Source organism: Aquiflexum balticum DSM 16537, from assembly GCF_900176595.1.
GTDB lineage: Bacteria > Bacteroidota > Bacteroidia > Cytophagales > Cyclobacteriaceae > Aquiflexum > Aquiflexum balticum.
This window is the reverse complement of sequence record NZ_LT838813.1, coordinates 4,001,959-4,021,058: the sequence shown is the minus strand read 5'-3', so window position 1 is coordinate 4,021,058 and position 19,100 is coordinate 4,001,959. Positions and strand designations below refer to the sequence as shown.

Below are 19,100 nucleotides of genomic sequence, written 5' to 3'. Positions count from 1 at the left end.
TTTGTTTACTTGGCAATAAAGAAATTGTCAAAATATTTAACAAAAGATTAATTGCTAAATATTAAAGCTGATCTTTAAAAGTGGCGCAGTGAACATGGTCGGAATGTGGCACTAATCAATCCTTATTATCCAAATATTAGTGGTACATAGCCAAATTTGGGTCATTATTATTTACCGAATTGGTGTATTTGTAATAACCGATAAAAATCCCTAATTGATAATGATATAAAATCTACTCACTATAAAATCCCCAATCAATAAGGTAGTAACTATGCGAATTCTTTAGATCTGGAGAAGTATTGTAAACCTCCTCATAGAGTTCGAAAAAAACTTCCACAAACTCCACAGCAATTTTTGGTTTGTTCTTTTGATACCTTTCCATTTTATTATTTAAAGATTGCTTGTTCAAAAGGTCAGAATTAACAATCTCCTCCCAATTACCATAATGTTGAAATGCTAACTCTATAAATTCCCAATATTCAGCATAATATTCTATAGCATTGTTTGCAAACGCCACCCAATTCCTAATTTCGGAAGGAGAACCATAATTAGAATGAATAAATATATTCCTTTTAACAGACTCTATCATGAGAACTACATTTCCATGTCTCATTTCGAAAACTTTTTCTATAACATCCAAATGTTGTCCACCTGTGAATTTTTCAAACAAATAATACCAGCCAGAATCTTTTTGTTCAAACCCACGCTCAGTCCAAGCTTTAAAATCAGATTCCTGTAAAATATAACCTCTATGCAAAAGTGACTTTACCATACTCAACAATTGCTCTAAAGAAAACTCCAAATCAGAAACAATAATTTCAAAAATAGTTTTCCCTTTGTCATTTTTGAGGTTTATATCCATTTTTATCTGGATTACATCTAAAATAAAACTTAGAAATTGGTAATTCTTATTCTTGGTAGTTTCTAAAAATAAAAAAAGTTTATTTGGACTTTTTTCATATCCAATTCTTTCATTGATGATTTGTAATTCGCCTTTTTCACTATTTTCCAAATAAGCGCGAAAATGGCTATAATCAGCGATTCTATGTTTGTAGTAAAATTTCAGATTCTTAATAAATTCTTCAACACGGGAAATTTTCCATGCCTTTTCTTGAATCATTTTTGATTCTACAATACTTTTTTGCTTTTTGGCATTGAGTCGTTTCAGATATTCATCTTTACTTTTTTTACCGTTTTCATAATGGTAATAGTATACTTCCTTGTGATTTTCTTCAAAAATCAAAGATTCCAATCCTATAGTAGCAGTTTGCCATTTACAGCGGACTTCTTTCTTTTCGAAAATATAATTTTTCTTAAATCTACAATCCAACTTAAATTCAGATGATGATTCATTGAAAACAAAAAAGTTTTGGTGGCCTGATAGGTATTTAATGTTTAAATGGCTGTTACTTTGATTTAAGTAATTGAAATTATCAAGAATCCATATTAGGTATATTCCATGTTTTTCATAAAAAGAATTTCTTTCAATCATGTACCTTGGTGAAAGATCAGAAAGCTGGATTTCGAAGACAATTTTCCTATCTCGGAATTCACAATAAACATCGGGTCTTCTCTTTTCACCGTCAATAATTAGATATCGGTCATCAATCCAAAGCTTATTAAGATCGATTCCTGCGACTCTTTGAAGTTTATTCCCTATTGCTTCCTTTAAAAATTTGTGACGATCGCTTTCTTTGGAGTAAACTATCTTTTTGTAAATTTCCCAATCACTTTCAGAAAACCGTGAATCCTTAAGAAGGCAAGCTGTGGTATTGGGATTATGTTTAAAGTACAGGTTGTTTCTACTGCTTTTGGAAATGGAAATTTTCTGTCCACACTGCAAACATTCAAATTCCAACTTTTCTTCATACGCTTTCTCTCTAAAAGAAAAAAAATCTTTTCTCTCTTTAAATTGCTCCTTTACATCAATGATGGTTTTACTCTCTTTTACCCTTACTATGTTGATTTTATTATATCTCATTGGGATGATTGATTGTATTTCTGTGAATATAGGTACAAAGGAAAATTTTAGCTTTCAATTCAACAGAAAAATTCGCTAAAATGACAATGGTTGTCGGGAAAAATCAGATCTGAGTTTGTTGATAATTTTTCAACCAATTTAGATAAAGTCCTAGCAAATGTTTTCCTCCTGTTAATTCACATTAAATACCTCCATTCAGGAATTCCAAAAATACCAATTAGAGTTTTTCAATATTCACTCATGAAATGCTAGATGATTTAGAAGATCAGAAAAATAGTCCAAAATCCCTTTGGGGCATGCCCCAAAGAAATTACTGGTGGTTCATCATTGTTGCCAAATATGGCACATTCTTATTTACAGAAAATGGTGCACTTGTAATTACCGATTACAGAATACAGTGAATCAAAATTTGTAGATAATAAAACAACCTAGGAAACATACAAAGCATAGAAGTACAACTTTATACCCCTCACCTTAAGTTTTATCTAGCCCTGACCTGATGTGTAATTATAAATTCCAATGATAGAAAGGAGTAGATGCAATCTACTCCTAGCCAAAGCTATTCTTCACCCAGAAGGGGGTACACTCTCCATACCATATTCTTCGCCTTTAAGTTTCTATATGAAGCAGATATTAAAAAATACCTTATTCACGGTATTTTTTTATCTCGATTCTTTTCTTTAATTGTAATACTTCCATTAAACTCTTTTTTATGTCAAGAAACATTGTCGTTTGCTGTGATGGTACCGGTAATAAAGTAACGGTGAATGAGAATTCTAATATAGTCCATTTGTTTGCGTGCTTAGAAAAATCGTCTCAACAACTGTGTTACTACTCGCCAGGATTAGGTACCACCACTCCTTTATGGGTGGATAATGAGAGAAGTAAAGAATGGTTTAAGTTCAAGGCTATGGTTTCTGGTTATTCTTTAAAGAATAACGTTCTCGATGCATACAAATTCATCATGGAAAATTATAATGATGAAGACAAGATATACTTTTTCGGCTTTAGCAGAGGGGCTTATACTGTTAGAGTTGTTGCTGGAATTATTAGAATGTTTGGCATTCTTCAAAAAGGCAATACAGCACATATGGAGCAACTTTATAACCTTTATGAAAACTATATTAATAAGGAATTAAAAAGGGATATTGAAAATGGTTTAGTAGGGAGAAATAGGATTTCAGGCCATGTAAAAATTGTTGCTCGAATAAAAAGCTCCTTTTCTAGAGGAGAAGGTAAAATTGCATTTATGGGATTATGGGATACAGTATCGTCCGTAGGCAATGTTTTTTTCTCAAAATCCAACCTTCCATATACTTATGATTTAAAATATATTAAATCTGTTAGACATGCAGTTGCTATTGACGAAAAGAGAAAAAAATTTAGATTTCAAAAAGTTAATCCGAATACTCATAAAGACCTAAAGGAGGTTTATTTCGCGGGGGTTCATTCTGATATTGGAGGTTCTTATCCTGAAGAGGGACTTTCAAAAATATCATTAGTCTGGATGCTTGGAGAGGCTTCAGGTTTAGGTCTTAGACTAGATAAGAAAAAAGTAGATAAATACGTTTTTGGTATAGGTGGAAAATTTCAGCCACCGGACCATTTACAACAAATCCATAATTCTTATAAAGGAATATTTAAGTTTTTTTGTCCACAATCTAGAGAAATCTCAATAGGAAGCCTTATTCATCATTCTGTTGCGATCAAAAAGAAGATTGATAAGAGCTATAAACCTGAAAATCTCAAGTGTCTATCAAATATTGAATTCGATAAAGAAATAGTTTATTATCAAAAAGGGAATAAAAATGAGTAAAATAATAATCAAGACAAAATATCTATTGTCATTAAAGTTGACAACAGAATAATTGTCAACCTTTTGAGCTCCAGACTATACAAACAGTTTCTTTAAAGCACCTAGCCCTTCAATTATCCCTCCCCTCCACCAATGCAAACTCCGCCAGTATCCTAGGAAGAAATTCCTCAACAGATATCCCAAACCGTCCCTCCAAGCCACTGACAAAAAGCGTAAGGTCCCTGAGTGGATTGGATTCGCTCAGAAAATTAATGGCAACCTGCCTCAACCTCCGGTGATGGTATAAGATGGCATATTTTCCCTTGCCATACAATAGTGAAAGCTCATATCCATCTCCATCTATAAAATACCACACATGATTGAAATAGGATTCCAGCACTTCGATATCATCCCGCAAACCATACCAAATATCTCTAAATGCATCATTTTATTACAAAAAATGATTTTGATCTTAAATCCAGCTATTTTTGTATTGGATAATTTTAGTTTTGTTAACCTATGTTGAGAAAAGAAAAGTCCATAGAATATTCCGGAGTTATATTAAAGGAATCCAAAATCCCCAAATTAAAAGAGAAAAACTACTATGTTTTGGATTATCCTTTAGACGGGGATGCCCCAAAGCAGTTTATTAAACTTTACAAATTTACCAAAGATTCCAAAATCAAAAAGGGAAATAAAAAATCATGGATCCCATATATTGCAAAAACAGCAGAAAAATGGTATCCACATGAATCCATAATTGAATTTGCCATTAATAAGATTGGTCAAACATTGGGTCTAAAAATGAACGAGACAGATTTAGTGATTGCAAATGGCCAAATCCGTTTTTTAAGCAAATATTTTTTAAATCCCAGAGAGGAAAAGCTTGTACATGGAGCGGAGATTTGCAGTGAGTTTTTTGGGGATACAATAGAAGGTGAAAGAATTGCCAATAACAAAGGAGAGGCTAGATCAGTTTTCACATTTGAATTCATTAAGGATGCTTTAAGGAATGTCTTTCCAAATGACTTTGAAATGTTGATGGTTGAGTTTGTGAAAATGTTGGTGTTTGATGCGATCGTTGGAAATAACGATAGGCATTTCTATAATTGGGGGGTAATTCAGAATGTGAGAAACACTAATAAAATCATTACCTTTGCTCCGATATATGATTCAGCTAGAGGACTTTTATGGAATTTCAGTGAAAAAAACATTGAAAAGCATCTGGGAAACTACAAGGCCATTAATGGAAAAAAAATTGAAAAATATATCAATGGTTCTAAACCAAGAGTAAGTATTGACGAGAATAAAGAAGCAAATCATTTTGAATTGGTTGATTTCATTAAAAGATATAACAACGAATTCCAAAAAATTGTCGTTTCTTTAAGTACTTCCGAAATGGAGGATCAAGTAATCAAAATGTTAAATGAAGATATTTTTATTTATTTTTCTAAAAACAGAAAAGAATTAATAGAAATTGTGCTTCATAAAAGATTTGAAAAAATTAGGAATATCTAAGATGAAAAATAAGTTTAACAAATTTTGGCAATGGTTTGATAAAGAAGATGATCAACGGCGATCCCATTACATCTCAAGTAATCCAACTTATAAAGAGTCAGAAAAGATATTTTATCTTCATTTAGAAAATATAAAAGTGGGTGAGCTGACTTATTCGAATAACAAATGGTGCTTCAAGTATGCACATGATTTTAAGTCAAATTCTGAGGATCTCAATCTTATAGTAGGTTTTCCAGATGTTGAAAAAGTTTACTGTAGTCAGGAATTATGGCCTTTTTTCAAAATAAGGATTCCTGGATTGAAACAACCAAAAGTGAAGGAAATTTTGAAAAAAGAAAACATAGAAGTAACTAATGATGTGAAACTTTTGGAGCGATTTGGAAAGCGAACAATTTCAAATCCTTATGAATTAGAAACTAGCCTTTAATAAAAAGATTACTATATGATTAAGAAGTAAAGTCGGTGAAATATCACCAACTTTATTTATTCCATAAAATACCACACATGATTGAAATAGGATTCCAGCACTTCGATGTCATCCCGCAAACCAAGTTGATAATCCCTTACTAATTCCCTAAGTGCTGCGCTGTCCATGGAAGGAATATATCAATTGATTTTTAAAATAGGAACTGTTTTTTTGATTTAGCATTCTTGGCATTTTGATAATATTCCTCCCCTATATTAAGGTTTTATTCCTGATGGAGTCTTAGCATATCCAAAATATCATTCAATAGAATTACTCCTCTCCTGCTCCTTCCATCATGGAAACTTGGATGTTTCTGGAAAACTTATCACAACCCAATTACATCCAAACACCTTCAATTAGAATCAATATTTCACTTTCCTTCCTTCAATCAGTTGATTTTGCCCCGTATTTAATGAAAAATACCCCAAACACGGTATTTTCTAATGTTTTAAAAAGTACGTTCTTTATAAATTAAAAAATAAGCTTATGGGAATTAAGGATTTGCATGAAAAACCTTTTGATCAAGGAACGATCACAAAACTTGAAATTTTTGAGGATTATACCCAAGCTTGGCTTCCAACTTTTGTGATGTCGGGATTTGGTACGGTTTGTATAATCGGTTTTTTTGCCGGAAAGGGATATGACAAAAACGGTATTGAAGGTAGCCCAATCAGGATTTTGAAAAAAATTCTTGACCACGCAGAAATAATTCTTCAAAAAAGGACAAAAATTTATCTAAAGCTTAATGAATACAAAAAACCTAAATTCATAGAACTTCAAAATGCATGTAATTGCTTTATTAAAGAGAAGCCAATATTAAAGTCATTTGTTGAAATAGAATATTCAAACCTGGAATTTGAAAAAGCTTTTGAAAAGTATTATTCTGATATCATAAAACATCCCTCTCGTGTATTTTTAGACCAAAACGGGGTTAAATTTTTGAAGTTGGATACAATTAACAAACTTGAAAAATCAAAAAGGACGGACTTTCTATTCTTTGTTTCTACATCATATTTCAAAAGATTTGACGAAACACCTGAATTCAAACAGTCTATTGATTTTGACATAGAGGATTTGAAGAAAAACCCCTATCAGTTTATTCACAGAAACCTAATTGGGGCAATTAAAAACAAGCTCCCGTCAAATTCAAATTTACAGTTATATCCTTTCTCCATAAAAAAGAGATCAGGTATTTATGGATTGGTTTTTGGTGCTTCACACCAATTGGCCGTAAACAAGTTTTTGGAAATAGTCTGGAAAAAAAGCGGTCTGAATGGTGAGGCCAACTTTGATATTGAAGATGATTTGTCTAAAGCTCAATTAGGTATCTTTGACCAACCGAAATTGACCAAAATCCAATCTTTCCAAAGGGATTTAAGAGATAATATTTTATCAAAAAAAATTACAGATAACAAATCGGTTATTGATTACACCCTTTCAAAGGGCCATATAGGTTCGCATGCGAGGGAAGAAATAATTCGAATGAAAAAAGAAAACCTAATCGATTATGAAGGGAATAACCCATTGATTAGCTATGATTCTGCAATCAAGAATCAAAAGTTGGTTATCTTTTCAGTCAAAAAATAATTTGGGACAACAGGTGCCAATACATTTGGCAAAAATTTCAATGAGACTAGTTTTACTATTGGAAGAAAACGTAATTCTCAAAAAAGACATTCTAAAAATCACTTAAAAATCAAGCATCATGGCACAAACCTCAATTGAATGGACTGAACTGACATGGAACCCGGTGACAGGATGTACCAAAATCTCTCCGGGCTGTAAATTCTGCTACGCAGAAGTCATGTCCAAAAGACTCAAAGCAATGGGGGTGGACAAATACAAGCATGGATTTAAGAAAGTAAGGATCCATGAGGATGCCTTAGGTATCCCATACACCTGGAAAAAATCCAAGGTAGTATTTGTAAACTCAATGTCCGACCTTTTCCATAAAGATGTGCCACTGGAATTTATCCAGAGAGTTTTTCAGGTGATGCGGGACAATGGTCAGCATGTGTTCCAGGTACTGACCAAGCGGGCAGATAGACTGGCAGAAATCAGCGACCAATTGATTTGGCCACATAATATCTGGATGGGTGTATCTGTGGAAGACGAAAAAGTGACTGAAAGGATTGATTTCTTGAGGCAGTGTGGGGCCCGTGTGAAGTTCTTGTCCTGCGAACCTCTAATAGGGCCTTTGTCAAACCTCAAGCTTATCGGAATCGACTGGGTGATAGTGGGTGGAGAAAGCGGACACAAACCCCGACCTATGGATCCGGAATGGGTATTGGATATACAGGAGCAATGCCAGCAATCCAATGTGGCATTTTTCTTCAAGCAATGGGGAGGAAAAAATAAGAAAAAAGCCGGAAGGGAACTCAATGGGAAAACTTATGATGAAATGCCGGAAGTGGAATTGTAAAGGCAAGTATAATGAAACTTGATAAAAAGGTGAATGAAATGAAAGATGATTCCGATTTTTTGGTCGAATGGGCAGTTTGGGGGGATCTTCAATCAAAATCTGACCTTGAATTAATTTTATTACGAGGCCACATCCTTATTGATAAAGTACTTTTCATTGCATTAAACAGAAAAAGATTTCAAAACTGTGATACGTTTTCTTTCCATTCTAAAGTTAAAGCCATTGAAACAACAATGTTTTTTGACAAAGAAAAACATGAATTCATTTACATGCCTTTACATGAATTAAATAATTTAAGGAATAAATTGGCCCATGAAATTGATTTCACTTTTCGAAATGGGGAATTTGAAAAGTGGTCAATTAAAATTCTTAAAAATCTAGATGGAACTAAATACACCAAATTTACCAGGAGAACAAAAATTATTAACTCTTTTTCGTTTTTGGCGAAGGCAATATTGGACTTATCCTAGCAAGGCTATTATTTAATTCCCTATTTTCGAAAAAAAATAAAACCATTCTACTTCAAACTCCTCTTTCACACAAGCCATTCTTCACCCAAGATGAGGAATTTTCATATTTTTTTATAGATGAAATAAGAATTAAATTTATTCTCATTTCTGTAAATTTTAAACCTTCCAAATTTTTAATCGCTAATCAAATTTTGAATTTCAAGATGAACATTATTTATCAAATTGTTTAATGGATCTGCAATTATTCCAGCTAATTTAAATGATAAAAAGAATACTGGAAGAATAATTATTAGACCTATAAATATTCGAACTATTTTATATTTCGAAACTTTTAAGCCCAAAATTCTCTGAAAAAGTTTAAAGTATGAAATCAAATGGCCTGTTACTGACATTATTAAAATCCATAAAACATAAACTAAAATAGCTTCCCAAATATCCCTGTAAAAAATTATCCAATAGAAAACAATCAACAAAATTGAATAACTCAAAATATTTTCAAATAGATTTAATCTCCAAGATGAAGATTTTTTAGGGAACCGAGACCAAATTTCAACCCATACCAATATCACTAAAGTCAAAAAAACAAATGAAAGAAGATTTCCAACAAATTTTATCTGAAGGTTAAAAGAAAAAACAGTCAAAGCTGTAAAAACCCCCAACACAGAAATCAATTTACTATTTTCATCAATAAAACTGGCTAAGTCTTTGGAGCCTTCTTCCATTTTTTTGTCCTCCTCTTTTTCCAAAGGATTTATTTCATTTGGGTTAAATTCCATTTCTTAAAATTTTCTTGTTGATCTCTTTTAAAATACTTTTTTGCCTTTATAATATATTCAAATTTGGAAGGTTTTTTGGCAACTTAGGTTTGAGTTAATTAGTCAGGATTGAAGAATTAAATATTAAATTTCTCCCAGTCAATAATCTATTTATAAATGCTCTCTATCTCCAAAATTAGATTATACCACCAATTTCCACTTAGTGAAATATAAATTACCCCATCATAATCTGATGGTTTTTCAACACCATCTTCATAAAGCACGATTACCCTATCACGGCCTAGTTTTCCAATAAAGTAACCCGTTTCAAAAATAACATTCTGACGAGCTCTCAATTGAAATTCTTTGTCCTTTGATGATTTTCCTTGGTCATCTGCTGTCCAAAGAGCAACAGCAAAATCAACCTCTGAGTTGGATTCAAATTTTTCTATGACAGTTTTGCCTTTATTTGCCTGTTCATGCAAAATAATTGCTTCCTTATTTAATTTCTTTTCGATAATACGAGCTACTTCAAATTTATATTTTTCATTATGCCCATGGATAACAAATCCTTTATTATTCATTTTTCTTAATTTTTCTTGTTCTTTTGAAAATTGACCGTTTAATATCTTTCCTTTTAAAACATTAAAAAGAGGATACATTCTTGAAAAATTAGAAGCTAAAGAAGTTCCATTTCCCGATAAATCGAAAGATGTAAATTCTTTAAAGTCGTGGTCATTTTCATCAATATAATCCCGAAAAATATTCCGAGATTCATAATACCAATTAAGAAATGAATTGATATTTTCTCTTTTATTAACTTTTGATTTTAATGGTTCTGCCATCGTTAAAATAAGGTACTCCTCAGCTCGTTGAGTAAGATTATCAAGTTGAATTTTTGGGTTTTCCATTTTTAAATCAATTTCATCATTTTCAAATAATTCTAACGTAGATTTTCCACTCATCACAAAATCCAATCCTTTACCACTAATTATATATTCACACTGACCATTTATTGTAGAGTTATCCCGCCCATTTACAAGTTCAACTAAGGCATGCTTCTCTAATTCGTATTCTAGTAACCTAAATTTATCCGCATTCTCTTTACTTGGATATTGTTCAAGCTCCAAAATATTGGCTAAAGAACTTGGGTAACTGGCATCCATAAGTCCTTCTAAAAATTGATCCATGAAATCTGCTTTTTCTTTACTTTTCATAATTTCAGTAAAATGTAATTGGTGAAATTGATTACAAAAGCCTGCGATTACCAATCCTTGTTAAATGAAAGCCACCATTTCGCCATACTTCCAATTAATTGTTAATTTTTCTAAATCACAGGTCCTTAAACCTACCCATTACCTCTCAAACAAAAATACCCCCTTCACGGTATTTTTACCTCAATTTAACAGAAAAGCCCCATCCAAGAGGCTTTTCCACAAATTAATCCACGATTTAAGCAACTTTCCTGTCATTACTGATACTAATGGGGGCAATATGCCGGAATTTTCTAGAAATACAGCCTTTAAGGGGGATTTTAAAGCACGGAAAACTAGTTGTTGCTAACAGTCATTTATTCAGTTATAACTTCCTTAAATTTCTCAACAAGCAATTTAACTGGAAATTTATAATTTATTTTTCTACTACTGATTGGTGAAATTTGATATTCTAAATTCTTAATAGCTATTGATTTTCCTTTTTCAATACTTAAATGATTTACTTTTTTCCTAACATTCATTTTTCTTAAATGCCCATCAATAATCTCCTTAAAATTAGAGTCTTTATCTTCCAAATGAGGGGTCAAATAAATTAATGTATCGATATCTATTACTGTTAATGATTTTATAAAATTTGGGTTGTATTTATCTCCAAGCTTCTCTTTTATTAGGTCTAAATACCATTGATTTAACCTATGGTTTACGCCAAGTATTTCAAAAATTCTGTCGTTTATGAGTAAGATAGGGTATACCGTGATATTCTTATGTTTGTTTACAAAGTCATCAAATTTAAAATCATTTTCAACTATTTGACTTATTGATGTAATAAGTTGTCCAACACCAATAGGCCTATTGTTTACTTCTAAAAATTTTGATTTCAAAACTCCATTTATTTTTTCAATATCACCGGAATTTCTAATGCTCTTTGCTATCAAGACGTCTTTTTTCTCAAACAAAAATACTTTCTTGCCATGGCGAATATAATAATCTGGTTCATTGTCAACCGTTTCTAGAACTACTTTTTTTACAAAATAAGATTTGTTGAAAATTTTGTCTAAAATTTTTTTCATTAAGAAATTCTCTGAAAAATTCGTGTTGAAAAATTCAAAAAAAGTTCTGTCTTTAGCCGGTAAATTATGACGCCTATTAAAAGAATTTTTTAGTATGAATTTCACACTTCTAGTGAATTTGTCAACAACAAAAAAGAAATCAATTACTGAAAATGTGTTTTCATCTAACTTATAGATCGGGTGATTCCTTAAATTTGTAAAATCTTCATCCTCAACAATTTCATCTGATGACAATGAATTTAAAAAAACCAATGATTCATCATCATTAACTTGAAATTTGAAACCTTTATTGACCTTTATCTCAAGCAATTTCGCAAAAAGGTATTTCATCTGATATAAAACTCTCTCAGAATTCTTTTGGGAGAAATAAGTAGATAAATCAGTTTCTAGGTAATTGTACACCTCATTTGACTTTAGAAATTCTATAAGGTATTCAAACCTTATAATTGTGGCATATACTAATTTGCCAAACTCAAGGTCATTGTCTTCAAAAACCCCTAAATCTGAAGTTGAAAATGACATTAAAATTGAAAGGTCAACTAGTTTTTCAAAATTATCTTCTGTTTCAGGTATTTTTTGTTTTGAATTGACTTCTTTATTTATAATTAAGAATGATTTTAGTAAATTAATTTCATCTGTATCTATATCAGAATTTTGATTTTCTTCAATCAGTATTTTTCGGTTGGATAAAATGATTTCTGCTAGTCTCAAACTTGCTTCTCTTGACACTAGTCTTGGTTTATCAATAATATCATTTTCATAAATATACTTATTGACTCTACCAATAATATCTTTACGAACATCAAAATTAGAGTTGAAATCATCATAGTTTGGTTGGGGATTAATATTTGAATATCCTATAATGTTCAAAAGTGTGAAGGGTGATATCTGTTTTAAATATTCAAGTACATTCTTTTCTTTTTCATCTGGAAAAACGTGTTCAAATTCTAAACGAATTATAGTTTTCATCATTTTTTGTTTTTGATCTTTTAATTTGCTATAGGGGTATTAAATAATCGATTAATGTTGGAACAATCCTTTTGGGTTAATTTGTGATGCATTATAATCGTTGAAACTCATCAAAGCCACATCCTAAACCTACCAAATCCCCCCTAACAAAAACACCCTAATCAGGGCATTTTTACCTCTATAAATTAAATAAAAGCTCGGAATCCCGAGTTTTTGGTACTTGCAATCAAAGACTTTAGGAAAAAGGGAAGTCTTTGGCTGCAAGGATTTAGGTTCGAGTTTGAAGAACCAATAGATAAATTATATCTAAGTTTCGACACAATCCTTTTAAATTAATGGAAAAAGTAAAAAGTTAGGTTTTTTTTAATTTTAATCCTTGACATACATATTCCAATAATTCTCCGGGATCTACATCAATTGCAAGTGCTATTAGATACAATTCATCAGCTCTAAGTTTCGTCTGAGGATTGTTAGTTAATTCAGTTAACCTTGGTTTACTTAGGCCTGTTTTTCTGGCAACATCGGATTTATTAATAGATTTTTTAGCAAAAAACTCTCCTAATCTGGTCATTTGTTCAGTAATTCTTTCAATAAAGATAGACAATCGATAAACATTTTCAGAATTATAGAATAAATTTATTTGTAATGTTAAGAATTACTTAATATATTTACAGAAAGTCTTAAATAATGATAGTCTTTGATAAAGAAAATGAGAAAATACATATTCATATTCCTTTGACTGGATATGAAGAACTCTTATCATATCAAAGGAGTATTTTGGGAGTTTTAAGTGAAATCGAAATTCAAGATTGTAACCCCGAATTAAAAGAACATTTAAAAAAAGTGTATTGTCTTTTAAGTCATTTGTTAATGGACTCAAATTTGAATCATTAATTTAAAATAAATTATGGAGCAAAGGATCCTAACAACTATTTCAAATTCAAACTCTTCCAGTTTGGAAAAATATAGGATAGGTCTTGAATACCAAAATCCAATTCAATCTGAACAAATATACATCCATAGTTCCGCAACCATCTTCGACATCATTTTCGAAAGAAAACCAAAAAACCCTATTTAGAACCTATTTTCCCAGGATTGGCCGGCATATTTACCCATATGTAGACCAAGATACCCTTTTCAGGCCGGCAGTCCACCCTTCTTTATTAGAAACAAGAATCAAGAAACAAGATTCAAGACTTGCAATTCCTTTGCTAGCAGGGCGCATTCCAAGTCGAATCTAATCTTTTGATCCAGCCGCAATGGTAAGTCTTGGTACTTAGTACTTCGTACTTTGTACTATTTCCCGCCTACAAGGGCTGAATTTCCACATATCTAAAATTTCACCAATGAAGCTATTCATCAAAAACTGCTTCCTGGCACTCCTATGCCTATACCGAAGCCATCAAAAAAATACCCCCTTCAGGGGGCAGGGGGTACCAACCCCCTCAAATAATCACAAGGCCTCAACCCCCTTCAGGGGGCAGGGGGCCCAAGGTCTCAAAGCCGTCGCTTACATAGGCAGCCGCTACCCATGCCTCCTAACCAAACTCCTAAAACTCTCCCACCTTATGATCAATATAAAAGAAGCCTTCCCCAACCACTTTCCACCATCCCATAGGCAGGAAACTAAGTCTCATTCTTCCACCCCACCCTCTTGGTCCTTATATCTTTTAAAATCTCGGATCTCGCTTCTCGGATCTCGCTTCTCCCATCTTGGTTCTTGCTTCTTGTCTCTTGGCTCTATCAGACCGCTTCTTATCTCTCTCTTCCTCCTATTAGCCCCAAAAGTTGCCTTCACCCAAACCCCTGCCACTCCGGTGGGGGCTATTTTGCCGCTTTCAGTTGGGGATAAATTCGACTATCCGGTTTTGGAGCATGCACTTTATAGTGAATCAGGAAGGCTTGACCTCGCAAAATATAGGGGCAAACTCGTAATCCTGGATTTCTGGGCCACATGGTGTGCCGGATGTGTCGCCTCCTTTCCCAAAAACAATGAGCTCCTAAAGACCTACAAGGACAGACTTGCCTTGGTGGCAGTGACCTATGAACCCAAAGAAAAAATAGTACCATATCTTGAAAAACTGAAGGCAAAGAAAGGATGGGAACTTTCAATGGATTTTGTCGCAGCCAATAGTTCATTGGCAGAGATTTTCCCCCACCAAAGCCTGCCCCACTATGTATGGATCGCACCTGATGGGAAGGTGGCAGCTATTACAGTTGGATCTTCAGTGAATGGGGAAAACATCGACAAACTGCTTGCTGAAGGAGACATTTCCTTGAAAGTCAAACAAGACAACAACCTGAGGTTAAATAAAGCGGAATTATTTCTGACCCGTAACGAACAGTATGGAAAGAAACCGATTTTACATCAATCAGCCCTGACATCTTTTATTGATCGGCTTTCCACAGAATATGTACTCGAGGAGCCGTCTGAAGCAGGAATTGGTAGAATCCTAACAGTCAACCAAAGCTTGGCTACCCTCTGTCTGACTGCCTTCGGGGAGGGAGACAATAAAAAGTACTTCGGCGGAAGCCGTCTGATTCTGGATGTCAGGGAACCGGAACTGATCATTCCCGGACCACATCACTCCGGGGAGCTTTATGAAGAATGGCTCAAATCCAATGCTTACTGCTATGAGCTGCTGTATCCGCAACAGCATGAACCTGCACGGTACACTTACATGCAGGAGGACCTGAAAAGGTTCTTTCCCCAATACATATTTGAAGTAGAAACCAGAGAAATGGAAGTGTGGAAAATCATCCTTACAGACCCAAAAGGAGGATTTGAAGCAAAATCGGATCAGGCGCTCAGGTTCGAATTCACAGGTCAGGGCGGGATCATCCAGAATATCATGCTCAATGGCCTTGTCGGTTACCTCAATATGTATTTCATGCATGATTCAGCCTATCCTGTGGTGGATGCCACCGGTATTTCAGTACCTGTCACCTTGGAACTTGATGCAAACATGACCGACCCAGATGAAGTGGCTGCATCACTCAGGACTTATGGCTTGGACATGGTCAGGTCCCGGATGCCGATCGAAGTACTTGTCATCAGGGATAAATAACTTTCACTATAAACCCCAGTAATACCATGAAAAAAACATTACTCACTACCATTTTCTGCCTGAAGCTACTCTTGCTGCAGGCTCAGTCCAGAGTTCCTGTCACAGGAACGGTACTCGATGCCAAATCCCGGTCTCCACTGCCGGGGGCATTGGTTAAGGGCATGGACAGCGAAAGGTTTGCCCTGACAGATGCAGAGGGTAATTTCAGCATTACCCTACCGTCTGGCGAAAGCATGATCCAGATCAGGTTTATCGGATACAGGACTTTGGAAATTTCCTTTGACCAGGAAATCCAATCATTTTCAGAACCTATCCTATTGGAACCCGAAGACATCGGCCTCAATGAGGTGGAGGTGTTTTCCACAGGTTTTGAAAATCTTCCAAAAGAAAGAGCAACAGGTTCATTTGTGCAGGTCAATGAAGAGTTGGTTAATAGAAGGATCAGCACTGGCATCCTTGAGCGGCTGGAAGACATCACTCCCGGACTAATCTTCAACCGCAACCAGCAGGGACGCAGCGGAGACATCAGCATCAGGGGTAGAAACACCGTTTTTGCAAGTGCCAGCCCACTGATCATCGTGGACAATTTCCCCTATGACGGCCCAATTGAAAATATCAACCCCAACGATGTCGAATCCATCACTGTCCTACGTGATGCGGCAGCTGCATCTATCTGGGGAGCAAGGGCAGGTAACGGGGTGATCGTCATCACCACCAAAAAAGGAAGAACAGGAGCACCCACACAGGTTACACTGATGGCAAATACAACAGTGGAGCAGCTGTATGATCCATTCTACCTGCCAAGGATGTCCTCAGAAGACTTCATCGGTGTGGAAAGGGAATTGTTCGAAAGGGGTTTTTACATAGGTCAGGAAGAAAGTTTTACCCAAACTCCGCTTACGCCTGCTGTGGAAACACTGATTGCCCAGAGGGATGGCTTGCTGTCTCAGGCAGAGGTTGACAATATTTTGGCAGCTTTTGGGAGAGCGGATCTCAGAAATGATTTCCGCAATCACTATTACCAAAATTCCGTCCTCCAGCAATATGCGCTCAATATCAGGGGAGGAGGTAAAAATACTTCACACCATCTGGGTCTGGGTTGGGATGACAACAAACTCAGACTTGTAGACAACCGTAACTCAAGGTTCAGCCTGAACCTCGGACAGCAGTGGAACCTGATGAATGATAGACTTGAAATGGAAATAGCAGCTTATTGGGTGACAAATTCGCAATCCACTGGAACAGAAGATCCCCAGAACCTCAATCTTTATGGGACAACTCCTATGTATCCTTATGCAAGGTTTGCGGACAATCAAGGAAACCCTATCCCAGTGACCCACGGGTACAGAAATAGTTTCATCGAAGACGCAGCAGCGCAGGGGCTGTTGGACTGGAGGTTGAATCCTCTCGAGGAAATCGGACGCTCACCCATGACCCAACGTCAGAATGACCTCAGACTCAATACCAGAATTTCATATAAGATCGCAGAAGGGCTGCGAGCCTCTATGCTTTACCAATATTGGGAAAACACGACGCGGACTTCCCAGGACTTTTCGCCTGAGAGTTACTATGCCAGAGACATGATCAACAGGTTTACCCAGATTGGACAGGACGGTACTCTGTTTAGGCCAGTTCCCATTGGAGGGATCCTCGATTCGGGTACCGCAGCTTCTTCCAGTCACAACGTCCGAGGACAGCTCAATTATGACAAAACCTTTGGAACAGACCACAGCATTTCATTTTTGGGAGGTGGAGAGATAAAAAGCCTATCCTCGGTATCCAGATCGAGAAGGGCTTATGGCTATAACGTCAGGACTGAAATCGGGGCCCCTGTCGATTATGTCAGCCTTTTGCCACAGTTTTACAGCAGCTTTTTTCTAAGGCAGATACCCTTTGTGGATGGCAATGGCAGGTTTGCAGACAGGTTTGTTTCCGTTTTTGCAAACGGCTCTTATACCTACAAATCAAAATACATTCTGTCAGGAAGTTTCAGAAGAGATGCATCCAACCTTGTAGGAGTCAGCACCAACCAGAAAGGTGTTCCACTCTGGTCCACCGGTGCATCTTGGATAATCAGTGAGGAGGGTTTTTATGGAATGGACTTCCTTCCATTCATGAGGCTAAGGACAACCTATGGCTTCAATGGGAACATAGACAGGTCAGTCACCGCCCTGACCACTGCATTTGTGGTCACCACCAACCCATTCACCGGATTTCCTTATTCCCAGATCTCCAATCCGCCAAACCCCAACCTGCGTTGGGAAAAAATAGCTATCATAAATCTTGGACTTGATCTGGAAAACAGAAAGGGGACTTTGGCATTGACACTGGAAGGCTATATCAAAAACGGAACAGACCTGTTGGGCAATATCCCCTATCCACCTTCTTCAGGTATTACCCAATATAGAGGGAATACCGCATCTACGCTCACTAAAGGCTTTGACCTTTCCCTGACCCACAGGGCAACCCTTGGAAAAACCCTCAAGATGACCAATGTGTGGTTTCATTCTAATGTCAATGAAAAAATTACCGAGTATCTGATCAATGCACCCATCCAATCCTACCTGAGGGATGGGGCCGGGACAGTCAATACCCTTCCCGTGCCATTGGAAGGCAGGCCCTTGTTTGCCATATACAGCTTGCCTTTCTTAGGACTTGATCCTGAAAACGGTAATCCGATCGGTTTGCTGAACGGTGATCCAAGTACGGACTATGGTGCTATTCTTACAGAAGCTACACCTGAATCCCTGACATTTCACGGTTCTGCAAGGCCTGTTCATTTTGGAGCATTGAGGAATGATTTCATATGGAAGGGTTGGTCACTATCCTTTAATATCGCTTACCGACTTGGATATTATTACAGAAGGAATTCAATCAATTATGAAAGGGTACTGAGGGCAGAAGGAGGCCATGAAGATTTTGGTCTGAGATGGCAGAATCCCGGTGATGAGCTGACTACCACTGTGCCTTCCATGCCTGAAAGCAACAACCCCAACAGGGATACTTTTTACCTTTTTTCAGAGGTTTTGGTAGAGAAGGGAGACCATATCAGGTGGCAGGATCTTAGGGTTTCGTACACACTATCCCCAAAGGATTCCTTTTTCAAAACTGCTGAAATTTTCACCTATGCAAATAATCTCGGTATCATCTGGAAAGCCTCCAAAGATCCGCTTGACCCTGACTTTAGGACAGTCAGACCATTGACTACACTGACTCTTGGACTAAGGGTCGAATTCTGATCCCAGTCCTCAAACAGTCTGCCGAAGCTTTCTTCATAGTAGTTAACGTTGATAAACCCAAATGTAGCTTATGACACAAAAGGTGACATGGTTACACGGCAGTAGACCCCTTGAATGGGACAGCGGATGAAAG

At 35.7% G+C, this 19,100-nt stretch carries 15 protein-coding genes; 9 read left to right on the top strand and 6 right to left on the bottom strand.

What is annotated here, in order from left to right; all coding sequences use genetic code 11:
- Positions 1 to 232 precede the first annotated feature (232 nt).
- Complete coding sequence (locus B9A52_RS16940) at positions 233 to 1,981, bottom strand: DUF6035 family protein (protein WP_084121596.1); 1,749 nt, start codon at positions 1,979 to 1,981, stop codon at positions 233 to 235.
- A 245-nt stretch (positions 1,982 to 2,226) separates the two neighbouring features.
- Here B9A52_RS16940 and B9A52_RS25650 point away from each other — a divergent pair, with 245 nt between their 5' ends.
- Together B9A52_RS25650 and B9A52_RS16935 are read left to right on the top strand one after the other, a co-directional pair.
- Positions 2,227 to 2,382, top strand: a complete 156-nt coding sequence (locus B9A52_RS25650; RefSeq protein WP_157370195.1) for a hypothetical protein — start codon at positions 2,227 to 2,229, stop codon at positions 2,380 to 2,382.
- A gap of 311 nt (positions 2,383 to 2,693) precedes the next feature.
- A complete protein-coding gene (locus B9A52_RS16935; protein WP_084121595.1) occupies positions 2,694 to 3,797 on the top strand; it encodes a DUF2235 domain-containing protein in 1,104 nt (367 codons plus the stop codon).
- Positions 3,798 to 3,906: 109 nt separating this feature from the next.
- Here the strand turns inward: B9A52_RS16935 and B9A52_RS16930 are convergent, their stop codons facing one another.
- Positions 3,907 to 4,194, bottom strand: coding sequence for a hypothetical protein (locus B9A52_RS16930; protein WP_084121594.1), 288 nt, complete (start codon positions 4,192 to 4,194; stop codon positions 3,907 to 3,909).
- A gap of 101 nt (positions 4,195 to 4,295) precedes the next feature.
- On the opposite strand from B9A52_RS16930, the gene B9A52_RS16925 reads away from it, so the two are divergent.
- The 5 genes from B9A52_RS16925 (at position 4,296) to B9A52_RS25880 (ending at position 8,652) form a co-directional block, all read left to right on the top strand.
- On the top strand, positions 4,296 to 5,294 hold the full coding sequence (locus B9A52_RS16925; protein ID WP_084121593.1) for a HipA domain-containing protein: 999 nt from the start codon (positions 4,296 to 4,298) through the stop codon (positions 5,292 to 5,294).
- Position 5,295: 1 nt separating this feature from the next.
- A complete protein-coding gene (locus B9A52_RS16920; protein ID WP_084121592.1) occupies positions 5,296 to 5,721 on the top strand; it encodes a HipA N-terminal domain-containing protein in 426 nt (141 codons plus the stop codon).
- A 525-nt stretch (positions 5,722 to 6,246) separates the two neighbouring features.
- Positions 6,247 to 7,347 (top strand): three-Cys-motif partner protein TcmP, encoded by a 1,101-nt coding sequence (gene tcmP, locus B9A52_RS16915; protein WP_084121591.1) that lies wholly within the window; start codon positions 6,247 to 6,249, stop codon positions 7,345 to 7,347.
- 118 nt (positions 7,348 to 7,465) lie between these two features.
- On the top strand, positions 7,466 to 8,182 hold the full coding sequence (locus tag B9A52_RS16910; protein ID WP_084121590.1) for a DUF5131 family protein: 717 nt from the start codon (positions 7,466 to 7,468) through the stop codon (positions 8,180 to 8,182).
- A gap of 38 nt (positions 8,183 to 8,220) precedes the next feature.
- Positions 8,221 to 8,652, top strand: coding sequence for a hypothetical protein (locus B9A52_RS25880; protein ID WP_172805232.1), 432 nt, complete (start codon positions 8,221 to 8,223; stop codon positions 8,650 to 8,652).
- A gap of 173 nt (positions 8,653 to 8,825) precedes the next feature.
- Here B9A52_RS25880 and B9A52_RS16900 read toward each other — a convergent pair whose 3' ends face one another.
- The 4 genes from B9A52_RS16900 to B9A52_RS16885 form a co-directional block, all read right to left on the bottom strand.
- A complete protein-coding gene (locus B9A52_RS16900; RefSeq protein ID WP_084121588.1) occupies positions 8,826 to 9,428 on the bottom strand; it encodes a hypothetical protein in 603 nt (200 codons plus the stop codon).
- Positions 9,429 to 9,574: 146 nt separating this feature from the next.
- Positions 9,575 to 10,624, bottom strand: a complete 1,050-nt coding sequence (locus tag B9A52_RS16895; RefSeq protein WP_084121587.1) for a TIR domain-containing protein — start codon at positions 10,622 to 10,624, stop codon at positions 9,575 to 9,577.
- Between the two features lie 353 nt (positions 10,625 to 10,977).
- Positions 10,978 to 12,663 (bottom strand): hypothetical protein, encoded by a 1,686-nt coding sequence (locus B9A52_RS16890; protein WP_084121586.1) that lies wholly within the window; start codon positions 12,661 to 12,663, stop codon positions 10,978 to 10,980.
- A gap of 349 nt (positions 12,664 to 13,012) precedes the next feature.
- Positions 13,013 to 13,231, bottom strand: a complete 219-nt coding sequence (locus B9A52_RS16885; RefSeq protein ID WP_084121585.1) for a helix-turn-helix domain-containing protein — start codon at positions 13,229 to 13,231, stop codon at positions 13,013 to 13,015.
- Positions 13,232 to 14,228: 997 nt separating this feature from the next.
- Between B9A52_RS16885 and B9A52_RS16870 the strand changes: the two genes are divergently transcribed.
- The gene (locus tag B9A52_RS16870; RefSeq protein WP_172805231.1) at positions 14,229 to 15,728 is read left to right on the top strand and encodes a redoxin domain-containing protein; all 1,500 of its coding nucleotides are present in this window, start codon (positions 14,229 to 14,231) and stop codon (positions 15,726 to 15,728) included.
- Positions 15,729 to 15,754: 26 nt separating this feature from the next.
- On the top strand, positions 15,755 to 18,967 hold the full coding sequence (locus B9A52_RS16865) for a SusC/RagA family TonB-linked outer membrane protein (RefSeq protein WP_084121581.1): 3,213 nt from the start codon (positions 15,755 to 15,757) through the stop codon (positions 18,965 to 18,967).
- Positions 18,968 to 19,100 lie beyond the last annotated feature (133 nt).